This window comes from Mycobacterium sp. (assembly GCF_008709575.1).
GTDB lineage: Bacteria > Actinomycetota > Actinomycetes > Mycobacteriales > Mycobacteriaceae > Mycobacterium.
The window spans coordinates 1-19095 of record NZ_VYIK01000044.1 but is presented as its reverse complement, the minus strand read 5'-3'; the positions used below and the strand labels follow the sequence as shown (position 1 = coordinate 19095).

Annotated in this window: 22 protein-coding genes and 1 pseudogene; 9 read left to right on the top strand and 14 right to left on the bottom strand. The window is 67.6% G+C overall.

Annotated features, from left to right (window positions below):
- Positions 1–12 precede the first annotated feature (12 nt).
- Both F6Q13_RS11420 and F6Q13_RS11415 read left to right on the top strand, forming a co-directional pair.
- The gene (locus F6Q13_RS11420; RefSeq protein ID WP_293056374.1) at positions 13–219 is read left to right on the top strand and encodes a (2Fe-2S)-binding protein; all 207 of its coding nucleotides are present in this window, start codon (positions 13–15) and stop codon (positions 217–219) included.
- Between the two features lie 100 nt (positions 220–319).
- Positions 320–1054: a VIT1/CCC1 transporter family protein gene (locus F6Q13_RS11415; RefSeq protein WP_293056373.1), complete on the top strand. Its 735-nt coding sequence runs from the start codon at positions 320–322 to the stop codon at positions 1052–1054.
- An 8-nt stretch (positions 1055–1062) separates the two neighbouring features.
- Here the strand turns inward: F6Q13_RS11415 and F6Q13_RS11410 are convergent, their stop codons facing one another.
- Both F6Q13_RS11410 and F6Q13_RS11405 read right to left on the bottom strand, forming a co-directional pair.
- Positions 1063–1266, bottom strand: a complete 204-nt coding sequence (locus tag F6Q13_RS11410; RefSeq protein WP_293056407.1) for a multicopper oxidase domain-containing protein — start codon at positions 1264–1266, stop codon at positions 1063–1065.
- Positions 1267–1278: 12 nt separating this feature from the next.
- Positions 1279–2559, bottom strand: coding sequence for a multicopper oxidase domain-containing protein (locus tag F6Q13_RS11405; protein WP_293056372.1), 1281 nt, complete (start codon positions 2557–2559; stop codon positions 1279–1281).
- Positions 2560–2703: 144 nt separating this feature from the next.
- Here F6Q13_RS11405 and F6Q13_RS11400 point away from each other — a divergent pair, with 144 nt between their 5' ends.
- Positions 2704–3126 carry a limonene-1,2-epoxide hydrolase gene (locus tag F6Q13_RS11400; protein WP_293056371.1) on the top strand — a complete coding sequence of 141 codons (423 nt, stop codon included), beginning with the start codon at positions 2704–2706 and terminating at the stop codon, positions 3124–3126.
- A gap of 65 nt (positions 3127–3191) precedes the next feature.
- Here F6Q13_RS11400 and F6Q13_RS11395 read toward each other — a convergent pair.
- The 4 genes and pseudogenes from F6Q13_RS11395 to pgsA form a co-directional block, all read right to left on the bottom strand.
- A pseudogene (locus tag F6Q13_RS11395) lies at positions 3192–3497 on the bottom strand (hypothetical protein); the annotation flags it as partial.
- Positions 3498–3505: 8 nt separating this feature from the next.
- The gene (gene pspA, locus F6Q13_RS11390; protein ID WP_293056370.1) at positions 3506–4267 is read right to left on the bottom strand and encodes a phage shock protein PspA; all 762 of its coding nucleotides are present in this window, start codon (positions 4265–4267) and stop codon (positions 3506–3508) included.
- A gap of 106 nt (positions 4268–4373) precedes the next feature.
- Entirely contained in the window at positions 4374–4685 is a 312-nt protein-coding gene (locus F6Q13_RS11385) for a helix-turn-helix transcriptional regulator (RefSeq protein ID WP_293056369.1), read from the bottom strand.
- Between the two features lie 76 nt (positions 4686–4761).
- A complete protein-coding gene (gene pgsA, locus F6Q13_RS11380) occupies positions 4762–5358 on the bottom strand; it encodes a CDP-diacylglycerol--glycerol-3-phosphate 3-phosphatidyltransferase (protein WP_293056367.1) in 597 nt (198 codons plus the stop codon).
- A 56-nt stretch (positions 5359–5414) separates the two neighbouring features.
- Between pgsA and F6Q13_RS11375 the strand changes: the two genes are divergently transcribed.
- Complete coding sequence (locus F6Q13_RS11375) at positions 5415–5945, top strand: amino-acid N-acetyltransferase (RefSeq protein WP_293056365.1); 531 nt, start codon at positions 5415–5417, stop codon at positions 5943–5945.
- Here the strand turns inward: F6Q13_RS11375 and F6Q13_RS11370 are convergent.
- Positions 5942–8389 (bottom strand): DNA translocase FtsK, encoded by a 2448-nt coding sequence (locus tag F6Q13_RS11370; protein WP_293056363.1) that lies wholly within the window; start codon positions 8387–8389, stop codon positions 5942–5944. The two genes, F6Q13_RS11375 and F6Q13_RS11370, sit on opposite strands and share 4 nt — an antisense overlap.
- Positions 8390–8533: 144 nt before the next feature.
- Between F6Q13_RS11370 and F6Q13_RS11365 the strand changes: the two genes are divergently transcribed.
- Positions 8534–8848: a putative quinol monooxygenase gene (locus F6Q13_RS11365; RefSeq protein WP_293056361.1), complete on the top strand. Its 315-nt coding sequence runs from the start codon at positions 8534–8536 to the stop codon at positions 8846–8848.
- An 89-nt stretch (positions 8849–8937) separates the two neighbouring features.
- Here the strand turns inward: F6Q13_RS11365 and F6Q13_RS11360 are convergent, their stop codons facing one another.
- The 3 genes from F6Q13_RS11360 to thyX all read right to left on the bottom strand — a co-directional run bounded on the left by F6Q13_RS11360 (position 8938) and on the right by thyX (position 12380).
- On the bottom strand, positions 8938–10614 hold the full coding sequence (locus F6Q13_RS11360) for a ribonuclease J (RefSeq protein ID WP_293056360.1): 1677 nt from the start codon (positions 10612–10614) through the stop codon (positions 8938–8940).
- Complete coding sequence (dapA, locus tag F6Q13_RS11355) at positions 10611–11459, bottom strand: 4-hydroxy-tetrahydrodipicolinate synthase (RefSeq protein ID WP_293056405.1); 849 nt, start codon at positions 11457–11459, stop codon at positions 10611–10613. The genes F6Q13_RS11360 and dapA overlap by 4 nt, the downstream gene beginning before the upstream one ends.
- A gap of 168 nt (positions 11460–11627) precedes the next feature.
- Entirely contained in the window at positions 11628–12380 is a 753-nt protein-coding gene (gene thyX / locus F6Q13_RS11350) for an FAD-dependent thymidylate synthase (RefSeq protein ID WP_293056359.1), read from the bottom strand.
- Positions 12381–12461: 81 nt separating this feature from the next.
- On the opposite strand from thyX, the gene F6Q13_RS11345 reads away from it, so the two are divergent.
- Together F6Q13_RS11345 and F6Q13_RS11340 are read left to right on the top strand one after the other, a co-directional pair.
- On the top strand, positions 12462–12698 hold the full coding sequence (locus tag F6Q13_RS11345; protein WP_293056358.1) for a type II toxin-antitoxin system VapB family antitoxin: 237 nt from the start codon (positions 12462–12464) through the stop codon (positions 12696–12698).
- Positions 12695–13132 carry a TA system VapC family ribonuclease toxin gene (locus tag F6Q13_RS11340; RefSeq protein ID WP_293056357.1) on the top strand — a complete coding sequence of 146 codons (438 nt, stop codon included), beginning with the start codon at positions 12695–12697 and terminating at the stop codon, positions 13130–13132. The genes F6Q13_RS11345 and F6Q13_RS11340 overlap by 4 nt, the downstream gene beginning before the upstream one ends.
- A gap of 343 nt (positions 13133–13475) precedes the next feature.
- Here F6Q13_RS11340 and F6Q13_RS11335 read toward each other — a convergent pair whose 3' ends face one another.
- Both F6Q13_RS11335 and F6Q13_RS11330 read right to left on the bottom strand, forming a co-directional pair.
- Positions 13476–13961 carry a dihydrofolate reductase gene (locus F6Q13_RS11335; protein WP_293056356.1) on the bottom strand — a complete coding sequence of 162 codons (486 nt, stop codon included), beginning with the start codon at positions 13959–13961 and terminating at the stop codon, positions 13476–13478.
- A gap of 102 nt (positions 13962–14063) precedes the next feature.
- On the bottom strand, positions 14064–14864 hold the full coding sequence (locus tag F6Q13_RS11330; RefSeq protein ID WP_293056354.1) for a thymidylate synthase: 801 nt from the start codon (positions 14862–14864) through the stop codon (positions 14064–14066).
- A 43-nt stretch (positions 14865–14907) separates the two neighbouring features.
- Here F6Q13_RS11330 and F6Q13_RS11325 point away from each other — a divergent pair, with 43 nt between their 5' ends.
- Both F6Q13_RS11325 and F6Q13_RS11320 read left to right on the top strand, forming a co-directional pair.
- Entirely contained in the window at positions 14908–15660 is a 753-nt protein-coding gene (locus F6Q13_RS11325; RefSeq protein WP_293056353.1) for a dienelactone hydrolase family protein, read from the top strand.
- 11 nt (positions 15661–15671) lie between these two features.
- A complete protein-coding gene (locus F6Q13_RS11320) occupies positions 15672–16715 on the top strand; it encodes a TIGR03617 family F420-dependent LLM class oxidoreductase (protein ID WP_293056352.1) in 1044 nt (347 codons plus the stop codon).
- Between the two features lie 32 nt (positions 16716–16747).
- On the opposite strand, the gene F6Q13_RS11315 is transcribed toward F6Q13_RS11320, so the two are convergent.
- Positions 16748–17839: an acyl-CoA dehydrogenase family protein gene (locus tag F6Q13_RS11315; protein ID WP_293056351.1), complete on the bottom strand. Its 1092-nt coding sequence runs from the start codon at positions 17837–17839 to the stop codon at positions 16748–16750.
- Positions 17836–19065, bottom strand: a complete 1230-nt coding sequence (locus F6Q13_RS11310) for an acyl-CoA dehydrogenase family protein (RefSeq protein ID WP_293056403.1) — start codon at positions 19063–19065, stop codon at positions 17836–17838. Before F6Q13_RS11310 ends, F6Q13_RS11315 begins: the two co-directional genes overlap by 4 nt.
- Between the last annotated feature and the right edge of the window lie 30 nt (positions 19066–19095).

The following is a 19095-nucleotide window of genomic DNA, read 5'->3' as shown; positions in this document are numbered from 1 at the left end:
GGGGAAGGGCTGATGTATGTGTGCCTGTGCGTCGGGGTCACCAGCCAGACCGTGGCCGACGTGGTCGCCGGCGGCGCGTCGACCTCGAAGCAGGTTGCCGCGAGGTGTGGCGCCGGCAGCGAGTGCGGGCGCTGCCGGCGCACCGTGCGCGCCATCATCGCCGCTGCCCGGGACTCGGCGCCTGCCCGTCCGGGCAGCGTCCGCATCGAAGTCGGTTGATCGCTGCTTCGCCAGTCCGCAAAAGCCGCGCCTCAGCGCGGCCGATGCCGACACTTGACGGCGATTGTGCGCTTGCCGATAGGGCAGCTTAGATAGCGCTATGTCGCACGCCGCTGCCAGTCCGCCGTCGCCATCCGGTCAACTCCCCCACGACTTCGACCACGTTCACTCCGATGTCAGCGGCGGTTGGTTGCGGGCCGCCACCTTCGGCGCCATGGACGGCCTGGTCAGCAACACCGCCCTGATCGCCGGTGTGGCGGCCAGCGCCCGCGCCGACGTCATCCTCGTCAGCGGCTTCGCCGGCTTGCTGGCCGGAGCGTTTTCGATGGCCCTGGGCGAGTACACATCGGTGAGTACGGCCAACGACCAGATCGACGCGGAGGTCGCCGTCGAGCGTCGCGCCCTCTCGGCGCATCCCGACGCGGAACGGGCCGAACTGGTCGATTTGCTCGTCGGGCTGGGCATGACCGAACCGACCGCCCGGCGTGCCAGCGACGAGATCCACCGCAACGCCGACAGCGCGGTCAACTTCCACCTGGCGCTTGAAATCGGGCTCGATCCGCGGGAAAAGCCCTCGGCCCGGCTGGCCGCGATCTCGTCGTTCGTGATGTTCGCGATCGGCGCGGTCATCCCGCTGATCCCCTACCTGCTCGGCTACGCCTCGCTGTGGGCCGGGCTGGTGTGCGCCGGCGCCGGCCAGGTGACCGCAGGAGCGCTGGCCACCCGGTTCACCGGGAAATCCGCGTGGTGGGCCGCGTTTCGGCAACTGGCTTTCGGCGCCGTCGCCGTCGCCGCCACCTATCACATCGGTTGGCTGGTCGCCGAGCTCGTCTGACAGCCGGCTCAGGTGCAGTTGATCAGCGCCATGAAGCCGTAGTCCATGTGTGATTGCTTGTGGCAGTGGAACAACGACAGGCCGGGTTGGTTGGCGGTGAAGTCGAAGGCCAGTGCCTGGTAGGCGCCGAGCATGACGACGTCCTTGTGCACCCCGGCGGTGGGAGTGCCCGCGATGTGGGTGATCTCGAAGGTCGTCCGGTGCAGATGGATCGGGTGGTTGTTCTAGGTGGCGTTGCTCACCCGCACCCGGTAGCGCTTGCCCCGGGCGACGTCGAAGCGGGGCTCGCCGGTCTTGGTCGAGAAGGGTTGGCCGTTGATCGTCCAGACGTCGAAACCCTCCTCGGCGTCGGTCTTGCGCTCGATCATCATCTCGAACTCGTGGTCGACGGCGGCCGGCCGGCCGGCCGGCGCAGCGAACAACCGGTAATCCCAGGTGAACGGCGGGGGAGGGATCCACTGCGGCGGCCCGGTGTGGCCGGCGTATTCGACGACGGTCCCCATGCCGCGGCGCCGGGCGTCCTCGTCGATGTCGCCGAGGACCCACACGCCCGGGGTGTTCATCTCGACCACCGCGGAAATGCGTTCGGCGGCGCCCATCCATAGCACCGGAACCGTGGCGCGGGTGGGCACCGGGTTGCCGTCCAGTGCGATGACGGTGAAGGCATGCCCGGGCAACGCCAGGCCGCGGGTCTGGGTCGCACTGGCGTTGAGCAGCTGCAGCAGCACCCGCTCGCCGGGCCTGACCCGGATCGGATCGCCGTGCCCGAGTTCGCGGCCGTTGATTGCCAGCGCGGTGTATTCCAGGTCGTAACCCGGCGGCCGCCCGCGCGCTTGCGCCCGCGCGATCGCGGCCTCGCCTTTGGCGCGCAGCTGCGGTATCGGGGCGCCGGCCAGGTAGTTGGTGCCCATTGCCCCGGAGCGGTCGAGGTAGGGCTCGAATTCCTTGAGAGTCAGGAAGACCTCGCGGTCGTAGCGCCCCGGATTGTGTCTGGGCTCGATGTAGACGGGTCCGACCTGGCCGTTGTAGGTCCCCAGGCTCAGGTCGTCGCCGGCTGCTAAGTGAGTGTGGTAGTAGCGCAGTCCCGACGGTCCCGGCGTAAAAGCCAGCCGCCGCATACCGTGCGCGGGAATGAACGGGGTGCCCTCCTCGGCTGCGCCGTCGACGTCGACGGGCAGCGTCTGGCCGTGCCAGTGCAGCTGCTCGGGGACGTCGGTGTCGTTGTAGACGTCGACTACGACGGGCCTGCCCTCGGTGAACCGTAGCAGCGGGCCGGGGAACTGGCCGCTGTACAGGCGGGTCGATACCACCCGTCCCGGGGCCAGCTCCACCAGCCCGATACCGATCCGCACCGTGTAATCCGCCTTGCCGGGCGCTGGCTTACGGCTGCATGCGGCCACCGGCGCGGCCTCAGCGCCGGCGGCCCCACCCACCAGCGCCGCACCGCCCAATTTCAGGAACTCGCGTCGCCCGAGGGTCATCGCCGGCCGGTACCTCCCCGTCATGCCCATGACGTGCCCACGATGTGCCCGTGATGTGCAGCGTCCCAGATCCGAGGGAGCAGTCTAGACCGTTGCCCGCCGGCTTCGCCGCACACCGACCGCGCACCGGCCTGCGGCGAGGATGAATTCGGTCCTACGCTGGTGACCATGACCGAGCAGACTCGCGAGAACACCCGAACAGTCGAGGGGTTCCTTCACGCGCTGGCCGACGAGGACTTCGACACCGCAGCGGCTGCGCTGGCCGACGAACTGGTCTACCAGAACGTCGGATTACCCACCATCTATGGCCGCGAGCGCACCATGAAGCTGTTCCGGCGCATGGCGGGCCGGGTCAGGTTCGAGGTGAAGATCCACCGGATCGCCGCCGACGGGGCCGCGGTCCTTACCGAACGTTCCGATGCGCTGATCGTGGGCCCGTTGCGGCTGCAGTTCTGGGTCTGCGGGGTCTTCGAGGTGCATGACGGACGAATCACGCTGTGGCGTGATTACTTCGACTTCTACGACATGCTCAAGGCGACGGTGCGCGCTCTGGTCGCCTTGGCATTGCCGTCATGGAAGGCCACGTTCTAACGGCCAACCGCCCGTGGCGATAAAGGTGCTCGGAGCCGGTAATCGGGCGGTGGGGTGGCCGCAGCCGGCAGCGGCTCCGCACGCAACCACCGGTAGCGCATCAACAACAGCGTCGCGGCGAATGCCTGCACCACCGCGATCAGCCCGGTGAACTCCAGCAGCAGCGCGAACCAGCCCCACGTCGCCAGCAACACCGTCACCGCCGCCCACAACAGGCTTCCCAGGCCGAATACCACGCCCCAGCGCAAGGCCCGGCGGCGACGGCGCAGCAACCGCGCCCGCGGGTCGGCAGCGGCATTGATCGCGCGCGCGATCAAGCCGATCAGCCTACCGGCGGTGGATGCGGTGTCCGCGCCGTGCGGCAGCAGCATCGCCGCGCCTACTGCTTCTCGACGGCACCATCGGCGGGCGGCAGAGCCGCCTCGCGCATCGATGCGCGGATCTGCTCCAAGCGAGCGTGTCCGGCCATCTGCACGCTGGCTTGTTCGACCTCGACCATGCGGCCCTGAACCGAATTCTGGGCAAGTTCGGCGGCGCCGAGCGCGCTGGCGTAGCGGCGTTCGATCTTTTCGCGCACCTCGTCGAGGGTGGGGGTGTTGGCGGGGGCGGCGAGCTGGCTCATCGACCGCAGTGATGCGCTGATCTGCTCTTGCATCTTGGCCTGCTCGAGTTGGCTCAGCAGCTTGGTGCGCTCCCCGATCTTTTGCTGGAGCACCATCGCGTTTTGCTCGACCGCTTTTTTGGCCTGCTCGGCAGCCTGCAGTGCCTGGTCGTGCAGTGACTTGAGGTCCTCGACGCTCTGTTCGGCGGTCACCAGTTGGGCCGCGAACGCCTCGGCAGCGTTGGTGTACTCGGTGGCCTTGGCGGTGTCCCCCGCGGCGGTGGCCTGGTCGGCCAGCGTCAGCGCCTGGCGCACGTTGACCTGGAGTTTTTCGATGTCGGCCAGTTGCCGGTTGAGCCGCATCTCGAGTTGGCGCTGATTACCGATCACCTGGGCGGCCTGCTGGGTGAGCGCCTGATGGGTGCGTTGCGCCTCCTCGATGGCCTGCTGGATCTGCACCTTGGGGTCGGCATATTCGTCGATTCTTGCGTTGAACAGCGCCGTGAGATACTTCCACGCTTTGACGAACGGATTGGCCATCAGTGAGCTCTGCTTTCCTGTCTGTGCGGTGCTTCTGCCCTGCCGCTCAATGTATCCTCCGTATCCGGGGCGTATCCGTTCGGCGCGGCTGGTCACACCAGTAGGGTCAGGCGACGGCCAGCGATACCGGCGCAATGACCATCTTGGTGGCCGGGTCGATGCCGGCGGTGCTGGGCTCGAGCTCGCGGCAGGCCAGCTCCACAGCGGCCTCGGCGAGCACCTCCGAGAGTCGGACTTCCAGCGCCGCACAGATCGCGCCCAGTAGCTCGCTGGACACCTCCTTACGACCCCGCTCGACCTCGGATAGGTACCCCAGGCTCACCCGCGCGGCATCGGACACTTCGCGCAATGTGCGTCCCTGGGAAACCCGGGCCCGGCGCAGCACGTCGCCCATCACCTGACGCAGCAATGACGACATGGTGCTCTCCTCGCTCTGAGCGGGTGGCTGTCACCTAGATCAACGCCGACGCCGGTCGGGTTGGTTCCCCGCTGCGTCAGGGGGTGGCCGATCGTCGGCGCATGTCCCTGGCTGCCGACGCGAGGTAGTCCACCCCGGTGATCACGGTCAGCGCAACGGCCGCCGCCATCACCGTCGACGCCGCGACCAGCCACGGTCCAGACAGCGGCAGCACGAACAACCCGATCGCCGCCGACTGCACCAGGGTCTTGAGTTTGCCGCCCCGGCTAGCCGGAATGACTCCGCGGTGCAGCACCGCGAACCGCAGCGCGGTGATGCCGATTTCCCGGACCACAATCAGCACCGTGACCCACCAGGGCAGATCACCGAGCATCGACAGCCCGATCAGCGCCGCACCGATGAGCGTCTTATCGGCGATCGGGTCGGCCAGCGTGCCGAACGGGGTCACCATGCCGCAATTACGGGCCAGCGCGCCGTCTAGCCGGTCGGTGATCACAGCAACCGCGAAGATCGCGAAAGCAGCGATGCGGGTGGGGGTTTGGTGGCCGTCGCCGGCGAACAACGCCAGCAGGAAGATGGGCACCAGAATGAACCGCAGCAGGGTCAGGACGTTGGCGAGGTTAGCCACCCGGACGGGCCGGAGCAGCGGATCGGTTTGCGGCTGACCCGACACGGCGAACAGAATATCGGTTAGCCACCGCACATGCCGAAGCCGATACTGTTCAACCCGTGAGCGCAGCCGGCGATTGGACGGCCTACCGGCCGGTGATCCGGCGCGCGCGCACCGCCGACGTCCCGGCGATCAAACGGCTCGTCGACACCTACGCCGGCAAGATCCTGCTGGAAAAGAACCTGGTGACGCTGTATGAGTCGGTCCAGGAGTTCTGGGTGGCCGAGCACCCCGAACATCAGGGCGAGGTGGTCGGCTGCGGGGCGCTGCACGTGCTGTGGTCCGATCTGGGCGAGGTGCGCACCGTGGCCGTGGACCCACTCATGACGGGCCGGGGCATCGGTCATGCCATCGTCGATCGGTTGCTGCAGGTCGCCCGCGAGCTGGGACTGCAGCGGCTGTTCGTGCTGACCTTCGAGACCGAATTCTTCAGTCGGCACGGTTTCACCGAAATCGAGGGCACGCCGGTCACCGCCGAGGTCTTCGAGGAGATGTGCCGCTCCTACGATCGCGGTGTCGCCGAGTTTTTGGACCTCAGTTACGTCAAGCCGAACACGCTCGGCAACTCTCGGATGCTGCTGGTGCTTTAGCGCCCCTCGGTGTCTCCCGCGGTACCGCGGATCAACGCCAGTGTCGCGGCGAGTTCGTCGGGTTTGACCAGCACGTCGCGTGCTTTGGACCCCTCGGACGGCCCGACGATGCCGCGGGTCTCCATCAAGTCCATCAGCCGGCCGGCCTTGGCGAACCCAACCCGCAGCTTGCGCTGCAGCATCGAGGTGGAGCCGAACTGACTGGACACCACCAGCTCGACGGCCTGCAGGAACACGTCCATGTCGTCGCCGATGTCGGGATCGACGTCGCTGCGTTCCGCACCTGCCTTGGCGGCCGTGACGCCCTCGGTGTATTCGGGTTCAGCCTGCTCCTTGCAGGCGGCCACGACCGCGTGGATCTCCTCGTCGGTGATGAAGGCCCCTTGTAGGCGGATCGGTTTGCCGGCGCCCATCGGCAGGAACAACGCGTCGCCCATCCCGATCAGCTTTTCCGCGCCGGCCTGGTCCAGGATCACCCGGCTGTCGGTGAGCGACGACGTCGCAAACGCCAGCCGGGAGGGCACATTGGTCTTGATCAAACCGGTCACCACGTCGACCGACGGCCGCTGAGTGGCCAGCACCAGATGGATGCCGGCGGCGCGGGCCTTCTGGGTGATCCGCACAACGGCGTCCTCGACGTCCCGCGGCGCGGTCATCATCAGGTCGGCCAGCTCGTCGACGATCGCCACCACATACGGGTAGGGCCGGTATTGGCGCTGACTGCCCAACGGGGCCGAAATCGCGCCGGATTTCACTTTCGCGTTGAAGTCGTCGATGTGGCGCACCCGGGATGCCTGCATGTCCTGGTAGCGCTGTTCCATTTCCTCGACCAGCCAGGCCAGCGCGGCGGCGGCCTTCTTGGGGTGGGTGATGATCGGGGTGATCAGATGCGGAATGCCTTCATACGGCGTCAGTTCCACCATCTTCGGGTCGATCAGGATCATCCTGACCTCCTCCGGGGTTGCCCGGGTCAGCAGCGACACCAACATCGCGTTGACGAAGCTGGATTTGCCCGATCCGGTAGAGCCGGCAACCAGCAGGTGCGGCATCTTGGCCAGATTGGCACTGATGAAGTCGCCTTCGATGTCCTTGCCCAGACCGATCACCAGCGGATGGTGGTCGCGACGCGTCGACGGCGCGGTGAGCACGTCGGCCAACCGCACCATCTCCCGGTCGCTGTTGGGCACCTCGATGCCGACGGCGGACTTGCCGGGGATCGGGGCCAGCATCCGCACGCTCTCGGTGGCCACCGCGTAGGCGATGTTGCGGTGCAGCGCGGTGATCTTCTCCACCTTGACGCCCGGGCCGAGCTCGACCTCGTAGCGCGTGACAGTCGGGCCCCGGGTGCAGCCGGTCACCGCCGCGTCGACCTTGAACTGCTGCAGCACCGACGTGATCGCGTCGACCATGCGGTCGTTGGCGGAGCTGCGTCGTTTGGGCGGATCACCGGCGACCAGCAGGCTCAGCGGTGGCAGGGTATAGGGCCCTTCGACGACCCGATCAGTCACCGGTGCCTCGCGTTTAGCCCTGCGGCCGCCGCGAGCCACGGTCGGCTCGGGGACGGTGGGAGTCTCGTCGGCGGCGACAGGATCGCCGCTCGGCGGGTCGTCGTGGTAGCCGTCTTCGTCGTCGGGTCCGAGGTATTCGGCCCCGACGTAACCGGCCCCGACGTATTCGTCTTGATCGCACCCGAAATCCCCGTCGTCGAAAGCCCGGGTGCCGAACAATGCCCGCGCCGCGGCGGGGACCTCTCGGATCGTGGTGCCGCTCAACAACAGCGTCCCGAACAACGCCCCGATGAACAACAGCGGCGCGGCCACCCAGCCGCTCAGCCCGTCGGAGAGCGGCCCGCCGATGGCGAACCCGATGAACCCTGCGCCCTGCCGGCGCCCGTCCGGGGTGTCCGGCGAGCCGGCCCACAAATGCCACAGTCCCAGCAGCGACAGCGCAACCATTGCCGCGCCGAGGATCAGACGCGGTCGAGTGTCTGGGTTGGGCTCGGTGCGCATCAGCAGCACCGCGCCGGCAGCGGTCAGCAACGGCAGCACCACGACCCCTGCGCCGATAAACGTCCGCAACACCCCGTCGACCCACGCCCCGACCGGGCGCGCGGCGTCGAACCAGCAGCTGGCCGCCACCAACAGAGCCAGTCCCAGCAGGGCCAACGCAACACCGTCGCGGCGGTGCCCCGGCTCGATGGCACGGCCGCGGCCGAGCGATCGTGCCGCGGTACCGGTGCCTCTGGCCAGCAGCAGCCAGGTCGCGCGCGCTCCCCGGCCGCACGCCAGCCCCAGGGTGGCGATCAACGAGTGGTTTCGACGTCGCGTCGGCTTGCTCGGCCGCTTGCGCCGCGCTGCTGCCCGTGCCGACCCATAACCGGCCCGCGACGTGGCCCGTGACCTGCTCGTTCGGCTGCTGGACCGGGCGACAGTCTTACTTGGCATACTAGGAAGCCTAGTCCCAAATACACTATCTGCACCATCCGCCACACCCGTAACGGAGTGTGACCGGTCAGCCGCCGGGATCGTTGAGTATGGTGACCGGCGTCACCCTGATAGCTACCGAGCTGACCCCGAGGAGTTGCCGGCATGCCCGTCGTCGTCGTTGCCACCGTGACCGCCAAACCCGAGTCGGTCGACACCGTCCGCGACATTTTGACCCGTGCGGTAAGAGACGTCCACGGCGAGCCCGGCTGCCAGCTCTATGCGCTGCACGAATCAGGCGAGACCTTCGTCTTCATCGAGCAGTGGGCCGACGCCGACGCGCTCCAGGCCCACAGCACCGCGCCGGCCATCACCACGATGTTCGCCGACGCCGGCCGGCACCTGGCCGGGGCGCCCGACATCAGGATGCTCACCCCGATCGTCGCCGGCGACCCTGCCAAGGGTCAGTTGCGACCCTGATGCTCGCGGGAAATCCCGCGCTGAAATTGCGTCCAGGGTCGTGATCGGGCCGAATTCACGACCATAGACGCAATCTCAACGCCAACAGCTCAGACCTCGAGGACGGTCGGCACGATCATCGGTTGGCGGCGATAGGTCTCCCCGACCCATTTGCCCACCGTGCGGCGCACCGCCTGAGCTATCCGCACCGGGTCGGTGACGTTCTCGGCAGCCAGCATGTCCAGCTCCGCCTCGACCTGGCGCACCGCCGGCTCCAACGCCTTGGGGTCTTCGGAGAAGCCGCGAGAATGCAGGTGCGGCGGCGCTGCCGGGCGTCCGGTGCCGCGCCGCAGCACGACGGTCACCGCGACGAACCCCGCGGAAAGAATGAGCCGCTCGCCGAGGGTGATGTCGCCGACGTCGCCGGTGACCAGGCCGTCGACGAACATCTTGCCGACCGGTACCGCGCCGGCGATACGGGCTTTGCCGGCCGCCAGGTCGACGCTGACACCGTTCTCGGCCAACAAGATCGAATCCTCGGGGACGCCGGCACGGGCGGCCAGGGCGGCGTTGGCGCGCAGCATCCGCCAGGTGCCGTGGACCGGCATGACGTTGCGTGGCCGCACTCCGTTGTAGAGGAAAAGCAGTTCGCCGGCGTAGGCGTGGCCGGACACATGCACCCGAGCCTGGGCGTTGGTGACGACCCGGGCTCCGATCTTCGACAGTGCGTCAATGACGCCGTAGACGGCCTCCTCGTTGCCGGGGATCAGGGACGACGACAACACCACCAGGTCGCCGGAGGTCAGCGTGATGCTGCGGTGCTCACCGCGCGACATCCGCGACAACGCCGCCATCGGCTCGCCCTGAGTGCCGGTGGTGATCAGCACCACCTTTTCCGGCGGCATCGTCTCGGCCGCGCCGATGTCGATCAGGTCCGAATCGGCCACCTTCAAAAATCCGAGCTCACGAGCGATACCCATATTGCGCACCATCGACCGCCCGACGAATGACACCTGCCGTCCCAATGCCACTGCGGCGTCGACGATCTGCTGCACCCGGTCCACGTTGGAGGCGAAGCACGCCACGATCACCCGGCCCTCGGCGCCGCGGATCAGCCGGTGCAGCGTCGGACCGATCTCGCTTTCGCTCGGTCCGACACCGGGCATCTCGGCGTTGGTCGAATCGCACAGGAACAAGTCCACGCCGGCGTCGCCGAGCCGCGACAAGCCGGGCAAGTCGGTGGGCCGGCCGTCGGGCGGCAGCTGGTCGAGTTTGATGTCACCGGTGTGCAGGACGGTCCCCGCTCCGGTGTGGACCGCGATCGCCAGCGCATCGGGGACGGAGTGGTTGACGGCGAAATACTGGCATTCGAACACCCCGTGGGTGCTGCGCTGGCCCTCGGCGACCTCGACCAACACCGGTTTGAGCCGGTGCTCACGACACTTCGCGGCGACCAGGGCGAGGGTGAACCGCGAGCCGACGACCGGGATGTCGGGGCGCAGCTTGAGCAGAAACGGGATCGCACCGATGTGGTCCTCGTGGGCGTGCGTCAGGATCACCGCCTCGACGTCGTCGAGGCGGTTTTCGATGTGCCGCAGGTCGGGCAGGATCAGATCGACGGCAGGCTCGTCATGGGAGGGGAACAACACCCCGCAGTCGAGGATCAATAGCCTGCCCAGATGCTCGAAAACCAGCATGTTGCGGCCGATTTCGTTGACACCGCCCAGCGCGGTGACCCGCAAGCCGCCAGGTGTCAGCGGACCCGGCGGGCACAGCTCCTGACTCACCGCAACACCGAGGCCGCGCGCATGTCGGCGGCCAGCGCCTCGACCTGTTCCGAGGTCGCGGCCACTTGCGGCAGCCGCGGGTCGCCGACGTCGATGCCCTGCAGCCGCAGGCCGGCCTTGGACATCGTCACCCCACCGAGGCGGCTCATCGCGTCACAGAGCGGGCTGATCGCCAGGTTGATCTTGCGGGCGGTCGCGATGTCTCCGGATTGGAAGGCGGTGAGCATGTCTCGGAGTTGACCGGCCGCGAAGTGGCCAATCACGCTGATGAAACCGGTCGCCCCCATCGCCAACCAGGGCAGGTTCAGCGCGTCGTCGCCGGAGTAATAGACCAGCCCGGTCTCGGCCATCAGCTGCGCGCCGGCGTGCAGGTCACCCTTGGCGTCTTTGATGCCGACGATGTTGGGGTGGGTGGCCAACTGGCGGATGGTGTCGGGCAGGATCGGCACCACCGACCGCGGCGGGATGTCGTAGAGCAGCACCGGCAACGGAGTGGCGTCGGCAACCGCGGTGAAGTGGGCGATCAACCCGGCTTGGGAGGGCTTCGAGTAGTAGGGCGTGACCACCAGCAGTGCATGGGCGCCCACGCCAGCGCAGGCCTCGGCCAGCCTGATGCTGTGTTCGGTGTCGTTGCTGCCCGCGCCGGCGATGATCCGGGCCCGGTCTCCCACCGCATCGACCACTGCCCGCAGCAGTGTCAGCTTTTCGTAGTCGGCCGTGGTCGGCGACTCCCCGGTGGTGCCGGATAGCACCAGTCCGTCACAACCCGCGTCGACCAGGTGATTGGCCAGCCGTACCGCGGTCTCGGTGTCCACCGCGCCGTCGGAGCCGAAGGGCGTCACCATCGCGGTCAACACGGTGCCAAGGCTCGTCCTCGCGTCGAATCCGGCAGTATTCACGGACCCAGATTACCCGGCAGCACCTACCGCGCTCCTGCCGCGAGCGTGCGTAGTAACGACGCGACACGCCGGGATGAGTCCGTATTTGCGCACCCTCGCGGCGGGGGTTCGCGGTCAGGCCTCGGTGGCCAGCGGGCTAGTGGCGACCTGCGTGCCGTCGGCCAGCGTGCTGATCTGGAAGTCGGCGAAGACCGCCGGGGCGACGTCGACGAGCTGGCGCAGGCAAGCGATAGCCAGTCGCCGTATCTCTAGGTCGGCGTGCTCGCTGGCCCGCATCGCGATGAAGTGCCGCCAGGCCCGGTAATTGCCGGTAACCACGAGGCGGGTCTCGGTCGCATTGGGCAGCACGGCGCGGGCGGCCTGGCGGGCCTGCTTGCGGCTCAGCACTGCCTTAGGCGCGTCGGCGAATTTGGCCTCCAACCTGGCCAGCAATTCGGTGTAGGCGGCGCGGCTGGCGTCGGCGGCCTCGGCAAGAATGCGCCGCAGCTGCGGATCGTCTTCCAGCCCCGGCGGCACGACGATCTGCGCGTCCGCTTCCGGCACGTAGCGCTGCGAGAGCTGGGAAAAGGACAAGTGCCGGTGCCTGATGAGCTCATGGGTGCACGAGCGGGACACACCGGTGATGTAGAACGACACGCTGGCGTGCTCGAGCACCGAGAAATGCCCGACGTCGATGATGTGCCGCAGATAGCCGGCATTGGTTGCCGTTTTGGGATTGGGCTTCGACCAGCTCTGGTAGCAGGCCCGTCCGGCGAACTCGACCAGCGCCTGGCCGCCGACGGCGTCGGTGCTCCACGGCACGTCCGGAGGCGCCACGAACTCGGTCTTGGCGATCAGGTGAACGCGCAGCGGCGCGGTCTCGGCCACGGCGCTCACCTTAGCGCGCGGCCCGGACAGCCCCGATCTGTGCTAGTACGGTCGTATGGCTTGTATGATAAGGTTAGCTGGATGAAGACGACGGTGAACCTTCCTGACGAGCTCGTGCGTGCGGCGCAGGAACTCGCCCGCCAGCAGCGGACCACGCTGCGAGAGTTGATCGAGACCGGTCTGCGCACTGTGGTCAAGCAACGCTCAATCCACTCGCCGTTCGTGCTGGCGGATGCCAGTGTCGACGGTCAGGGGTTACAGCAGGCGTTTCGCGGTGCGTCGTGGGACCAGATCCGCGACGCGATCTATCCGACATGATCGCCGTCGACACCAACATCCTGGTGTACGCGCACCGACGCGACGCCGAGTTTCATTCCGCGGCGGCTGAGCACATCAAGGCACTCGCTGAGGGCAGGTCGGCCTGGGCTGTCGCCTGGCCGTGCCTGCATGAGTTCTTCGCGATCTGCACGCATCCGAAGATCTACGACCCGCCGAGCACACCGGCCCAGGCAATAGCACAGATCGACGCCTGGTTGGCGTCGCCTTCCCTGTCCGTGCTAGCTGAACCGCCCGGTTACTGGGACCGGCTCAAGGCGGTCCTCGCAGCAGGGAGAGTCAGCGGTCCGCGGGTGCACGACGCCCGGATAGCGGCATTATGCGTGGTCCACGGTGTGCGCGAGTTGTGGTCGGCCGACCGCGATTTCGGACGATTCGGTTCTACGATCTCAGTTCGGAACCCGTTGGTCGGCTGACTGGCCCTGACCGTCAATCGCCGCCGGTCGCGGCACGGACTCACGACGCGATTCCTGTGGCGTGATCACCCACGGCGCGGCCTTGAGCCTGCGTCGGCCACCATCGACTCGAGCAGAGCCTGATTGGTCCGTTGCGTGAGAGTGCGCGGCATCGTGTGGGATGCCGACAATGCGGGAACGGCGAGCGGGCCGGACCTCAGTCGGTTGATGTCGTGAGTATTCGATCGCCCCGTCGAACCGTTCGGCGAATTGGACCGGATCGTCTCGGTCGGGGCGCAGGTCTGATCTGATGACTTTCAGAGGCGGTGAAACCGAATCACGGAGCTCATATGTCACGGTCGACTCACCGGCGGCGGTAGCTGTGCACCCGGTAGCGCAGCCCGGTGCTGCTGATCAGCCACTCTCCCGTGGTTGCGACCCACGTCTCGTCCAACGCCGGGGCTAACGCGTCAGCCGGTTCCCGGGGCAAGTCGATGTCCACCTCGGTGACCTCGCACCGGCTCGCGATCGGCAGCGCGAGCGTATAGATCTGCTGACCGCCGATAACCCACACGACCGGATCGGTCAGCACCTCGTCGAGACAGTTGACGACTTCGGCACCGTCCTCCACATGGTCGGCTTGGCGGGTCAGTACGACATTGCGACGACCTGGCAGCGGACGAACCGTGGCCGGCAGCGACTCCCAGGTCCGCCGGCCCATCACCACGGTGTGACCCATCGTGAGTTGTTTGAAGCGAACCAGATCCTCGGGCAGCCGCCACGGGATGCCCCCGCCGCGGCCGATGACCCCCGACGTCGACTGAGCCCAGATCAGGCTCACGCGGCCCATCGGCGCCGCTCCTTCTCATCGCTGCGCTCTGCATCGTCGCCGGCGCGGCTCATCGGCGCCGCTCCTTCTCATCGCTGCGCTCTGCATCGTCGCCGGCGCGCCTCATACCGCGACGGGCGCCTTGATCGCCGGGTGCGGATCGTAGTTCTTCACCACGATGTCGTCGTAGGTGTAGTCGAAGATCGAATCTCGCTTCGCCAAAATGAGTTCAGGGTAGGGCCGCGGTTCGCGGGACAGCTGCAGCCGCACCTGCTCCACATGGTTGTCGTAGATGTGGCAGTCCCCGCCGGTCCAGATGAACTCACCAACTTGCAACGCTGCCTGGGCGGCCATCATGTGGACGAGCAGCGCATAGCTGGCGATGTTGAACGGCACCCCCAGGAACAGGTCAGCGCTGCGCTGATACAGCTGGCAGCTCAGCCGCCCGTCGGCCACGTAGAACTGGAAGAGCAGGTGGCATGGCGGCAGCGCCATCTTCGGGATGTCGCCGACGTTCCAGGCGGACACGATGATGCGGCGTGAGTCCGGATCGGTGCGCAGCAGCTCCAGTGCTGCACTGATCTGGTCGACGTACTCCCCCGTTCGGGTCGGCCAGGACCGCCACTGCGCCCCGTAGATCGGGCCCAGATCGCCCGTCTCGGAGGCCCATTCATCCCAGATCGTGACTCCGTGCTGGTGCAGCCAGTCGATGTTGGAATCCCCGCGCAAAAACCACAGCAGTTCGTAGATGACCGACTTCAGGTGGATTTTCTTGGTGGTGATCAGCGGAAATCCGGCGGACAGGTCGTAGCGCATCTGCTGACCGAACAGGCTGCGGGTGCCGGTGCCGGTGCGGTCGGCCTTGCGGGTGCCACGCTGCAGCACCAGCCGCAACAGATCTTCGTACGGTGTGGCGATCTGCACGCCGCTTAGCGTACGTGCAAACCCGCGGAGTAGAACGGAGGGCATGCCGCATATCACCGACACCGTCACCACATCCGACGGCGCCTGCCCCGTGCGCCTGTTCACCCCCGACGGTCCGGGCCCGTGGCCCGGGGTAGTCATGTATGTCGACGCCGGCGGAGTACGCGACACCCTGGCTGCGATGGCGGCCAAGCTGGCCGGCTTCGGCTACGCGGTGCTGTTGCCCGACGTGTACTACCGCCACGGCGACTGGACGCCATTCGACATGCGAACCGCGTTCGGCAACCCAGCGGAGCGCAATCGGCTGATGTCGATGCTGGCCAGCATCACCCCGGACATGATGGCCACCGACGCCGTCGCCTTCTTCGACTACCTTGCCGATCACCCGCAGGTGCGAGGCAAAAGATTCGGCACCACCGGCTACTGCATGGGCGGGCGGGCCTCGTTCACCGTGGCCGGCCGCGTCCCGGACCGTGTGGCGGCCGCGGCGGCCTTCCATCCCGGCGGACTGGTGACCGACGCCGCCGACAGCCCGCACCTGCTGGCCGCGCAGATACGCGCCCACATCTATATAGCCGGGGCGCACAACGACGCCTCGTTTACCTCCGACGCCGCCGAGGTGCTCGAGAAGGCCCTGACAGCAGCCGGCGTCGAGCACACCATCGAGATGTACCCGGCCGGGCACGGCTTCGCGGTGGCGGACAACCCGTCTTATGACGCCGCCGCCGCCGAGCGGCACTGGACGGCGACCCGGGAGTTCTTCGGAGCCAAACTGGCCGCCAAGCCGGCAACCTAGGCGTCGCACCCATGCACGTCGACGCGATGACGACGCCGCTACCGCTGGGCCGGGTCGGTGAGCTCGCCAGACGTACCCAGGCCGCGGGGTTTGCCGGTCTGGTGTTCACCGAGGCGGGGCGCACGGCCTACCTCAACGCCGCGGTGGCCTCGCAGGCCGCGCCCGGACTCGAATTGTCCACCGGTATCGCGGTGGCCTTTCCGCGCAGTCCGTTCGTCACGGCGACCACGGCGTGGGAGCTTGCCGAAGCAACCGGTGGGAAGTTCCGGCTGGGTCTGGGGACGCAGGTGCGCACACATGTCGTGCGGCGTTACGGCGTGGCCTTCGAGCAACCCGGCCCGCGGCTGCGTGACTACGTGCTCGCGGTCAAGGCGTGTTTCGCGGCGTTTCGAACCGGCAAGCTCGATTACCACGGCAAGTTCTACCACCTCGACTTCATCACTCCCCAGTGGAGCCCGGGACCCATCGACGCCCCCGACCCCAAAGTCGATATCGCAGCGGTGAATCCGTGGATGCTGCGGATGGCCGGCGACGTGGCCGACGGCGTGCATATCCATCCGATAGCCGAGCCCGGCTACCTGGCCCGCCACGCGCTGCCCAACATCGCCGACGGAGCGGCCGGTGCCGGGCGCTCGGTGTCGGAGATCGCCGTGATCGTGCCGGAGATGACGATCGTCGGCGACAGCGACGACGAGCGCGACAAGCAACGCGAACTCGTGCGCGCCGGCCTGGCCTTCTACGCCAGCACGCCCAACTACGCGTTCATCTTCGACGAAGCCGGATTCGAGGGCACCACCGCGCGGATCCGGCAGAAGCAGAAGGCCGGCGACTTCGCCGGCATGGCGGCCCAGATCACCGATGAGCACATCGCGACCTTCGCCACCGAGTCAACCTGGGACGGATTGGCCGACGCGCTGAGCAAAAAGTACGGCGGTATCGCCACCCGGCTCGTGCTCTACAACGCGCTCACCGATCCTGAGCGCATCGAGCGCTACGGCGAGGTGGCCCGGCGGATCAGCCGCGACAGTGCCACTGGCAACGCATCTGCCGAGTAGCGGCGTCGTCGGTTGCACTTACGTGCCAAATCTCAGGAGGTCGGCAGGTCGACCAAGCTCGCCAACCGGGCGCGGTGACGGTAGCCGGTGCCGAAAGCCAACTGGTCGCTTTTGGCCCGCTTGAGGTACAAATGCGCGGGATACTCCCAGGTCATACCGATCCCGCCGTGCAACTGGATGCACTCCTCGGCGGCATGAACGGCGACGCCGCTGCAGTAGGCTTGCGCAACAGCCGTGGCGATCGCCGCGTCGCCGTCGTGACGGGCGCAGGTGTCCGCGGCGTACCGGGCTGCTGCAGCAGCAGAGTTGACCTCCTGCCACAGATCCGCCAGCCGATGCTTGATCGCCTGGTACGAGCCGATCGCGCGGCCGAATTGCTTACGGTCCTTGACATAGGCAAGGGTGGTGTCAAAACACCACTGCGCGACACCGAGCTGCTCGGAAGCCAGCAACGCCGCACCGGTCTGCAGTGCAGCGGCCAGCCCGGCCGACCCGGCGCCGATCCTCGTCGAAGCCACCCCCGAAAACGCCACGTCGGCAAGCCGTCTGGTCATGTCCAGCGTCAGCACCGGCGACACGTACAGGCCTTCCGCGGGGGTTGAGACCGTGTGCAGCTCGAGCCCGTCAGGGCCGGTCACCGGCACCACCAGCACGTCGGCTTCGCTGACACCGGCGATGCTGGTGAGGCGTCCGCACAGTCCGTCGCCGCCGACCGTCACCCCGGCGACCGGGTCATCCGGCGCAGTGGACAGCGGCACCGCTAACGCCGCCGTGATGTCGCCCGCTGCCAGCGCCGGCACCGTCTCGGTGTCGCCGGCCGCCAGCAGCGCGACGGTGGCCAGCACCGCACTGGACAGGAACGGCACCGGTGCGACAGCCCGGCCGATCTCCTCCATCACCACCGCCGCCTCGCGGGCGCTTGCTCCGGCGCCGCCCAGCGACTCGGGCACCAGCAATCCGGCCACTCCCAGATCGGCGGCCAGTGCGTGCCAGACCTCGGAGAAGTCTTGCGGCTGCGGGTCGTAGGCGCGGGCCACGACTTCCGGCGGACAACGGTCGGCCAACAGCCGGCGCACGCTGACACGCAGGGCTTCCTCGGTGTCGGAGTAGAGCAGGTCACTCATCGCGGCAGATCCTTCCACGGGATGTCTTTGTCGACCCGGTGTTCGGGCGGCAGGCCGAGGATCCGCTCGGCGATGGTGTTGCGCAGGATCTCCGAGGTGCCGCCCTCGATCGAGTTGCCCCGCGCCCGCAGGTAGCGGTATCCGGGCTCACGCCCGGTGAAGTCGACCGTCTCGGGCCGGCGCATGGTCCAGTCGTCGTAGCGCAACCCGGACTCGGCGTGCAATTCGATGTCGAAGCCGGAAATCGCCTGAGCCAGGCGGGCGAAGGCCAATTTCATGCCGGCGCCTTCCGGCCCGGGCTGGCCGGCGGTGAGTCGCTGGCGCAGTCGCAGCCCGACCAGCCGAGCGACCTCGGATTCGACCCACAGCCGCATCAGCTCGTCGTGCATCGCCGGGTTGCGCAGCTCCGGCTCGGCCCGCCACGCCGCGGTGACCTTGCCGATCATCCCGGTTTCGCGGCCGATGCCGGCCAGGGAACCGATCGCGACCCGCTCATTGTTGAGCGTGGTGGTGGCCACCTTCCAGCCACCACCCACGGGACCGAGCCGGTTGGCGTCGGGCACTCGGACATCGGTTAGGAACACCTCGTTGAACTCGGCTTCGCCGGTGATCTGCCGCAACGGACGGACATCGACGCCGTCGACGGTCATGTCGCACAGGAAATACGTCAGCCCCTGATGTTTGGGAACCGTGGGGTCGGTGCGCGCGACCAGGATCGCCATCTGCGCGTTTTGCGCGCCCGACGTCCATACCTTCTGCCCGTTGACGATCCAGTCCGCGTCTTCGGACGAGCCGTCACGCACCGCGCGGGTCGCCAGACCCGCCAGGTCGGATCCCGCACCCGGCTCGCTGAACAACTGGCAGTAGATGTGCTCTCCGGTGAACAACGGCCGCAGGAACTTTCGTTGTTGTTCGTTACTGCCGAAGGCGGCGATCGTCGGTGCCGCCATGCCCATTCCGATGCCGTTGTGTCCTCCGCCGCCGGGCGGTGCTCCCGCCGCGGCCAGCTGGGCCTCGACCTGAGCCTGAAAGCTTCGGGGCAGGTCGAGGCCGCCGCTGCCCCGCGGAAAGTAGACCCACGCCAGGCCCGCGTCGAACCGTGCGCCGAGGAATTCCCGCGGATCGGTGCGGCTCGGATCGTGTTCGTCGAGCAGTGCCCGCACCCGGGCGCGCAGGTCCTCGGCGACCGTGCCGTCATCGTCGCTGATAGCTCTACCCTCCTTCATGGCCGGACCTTCGGGGAACGCTTTCGTCGC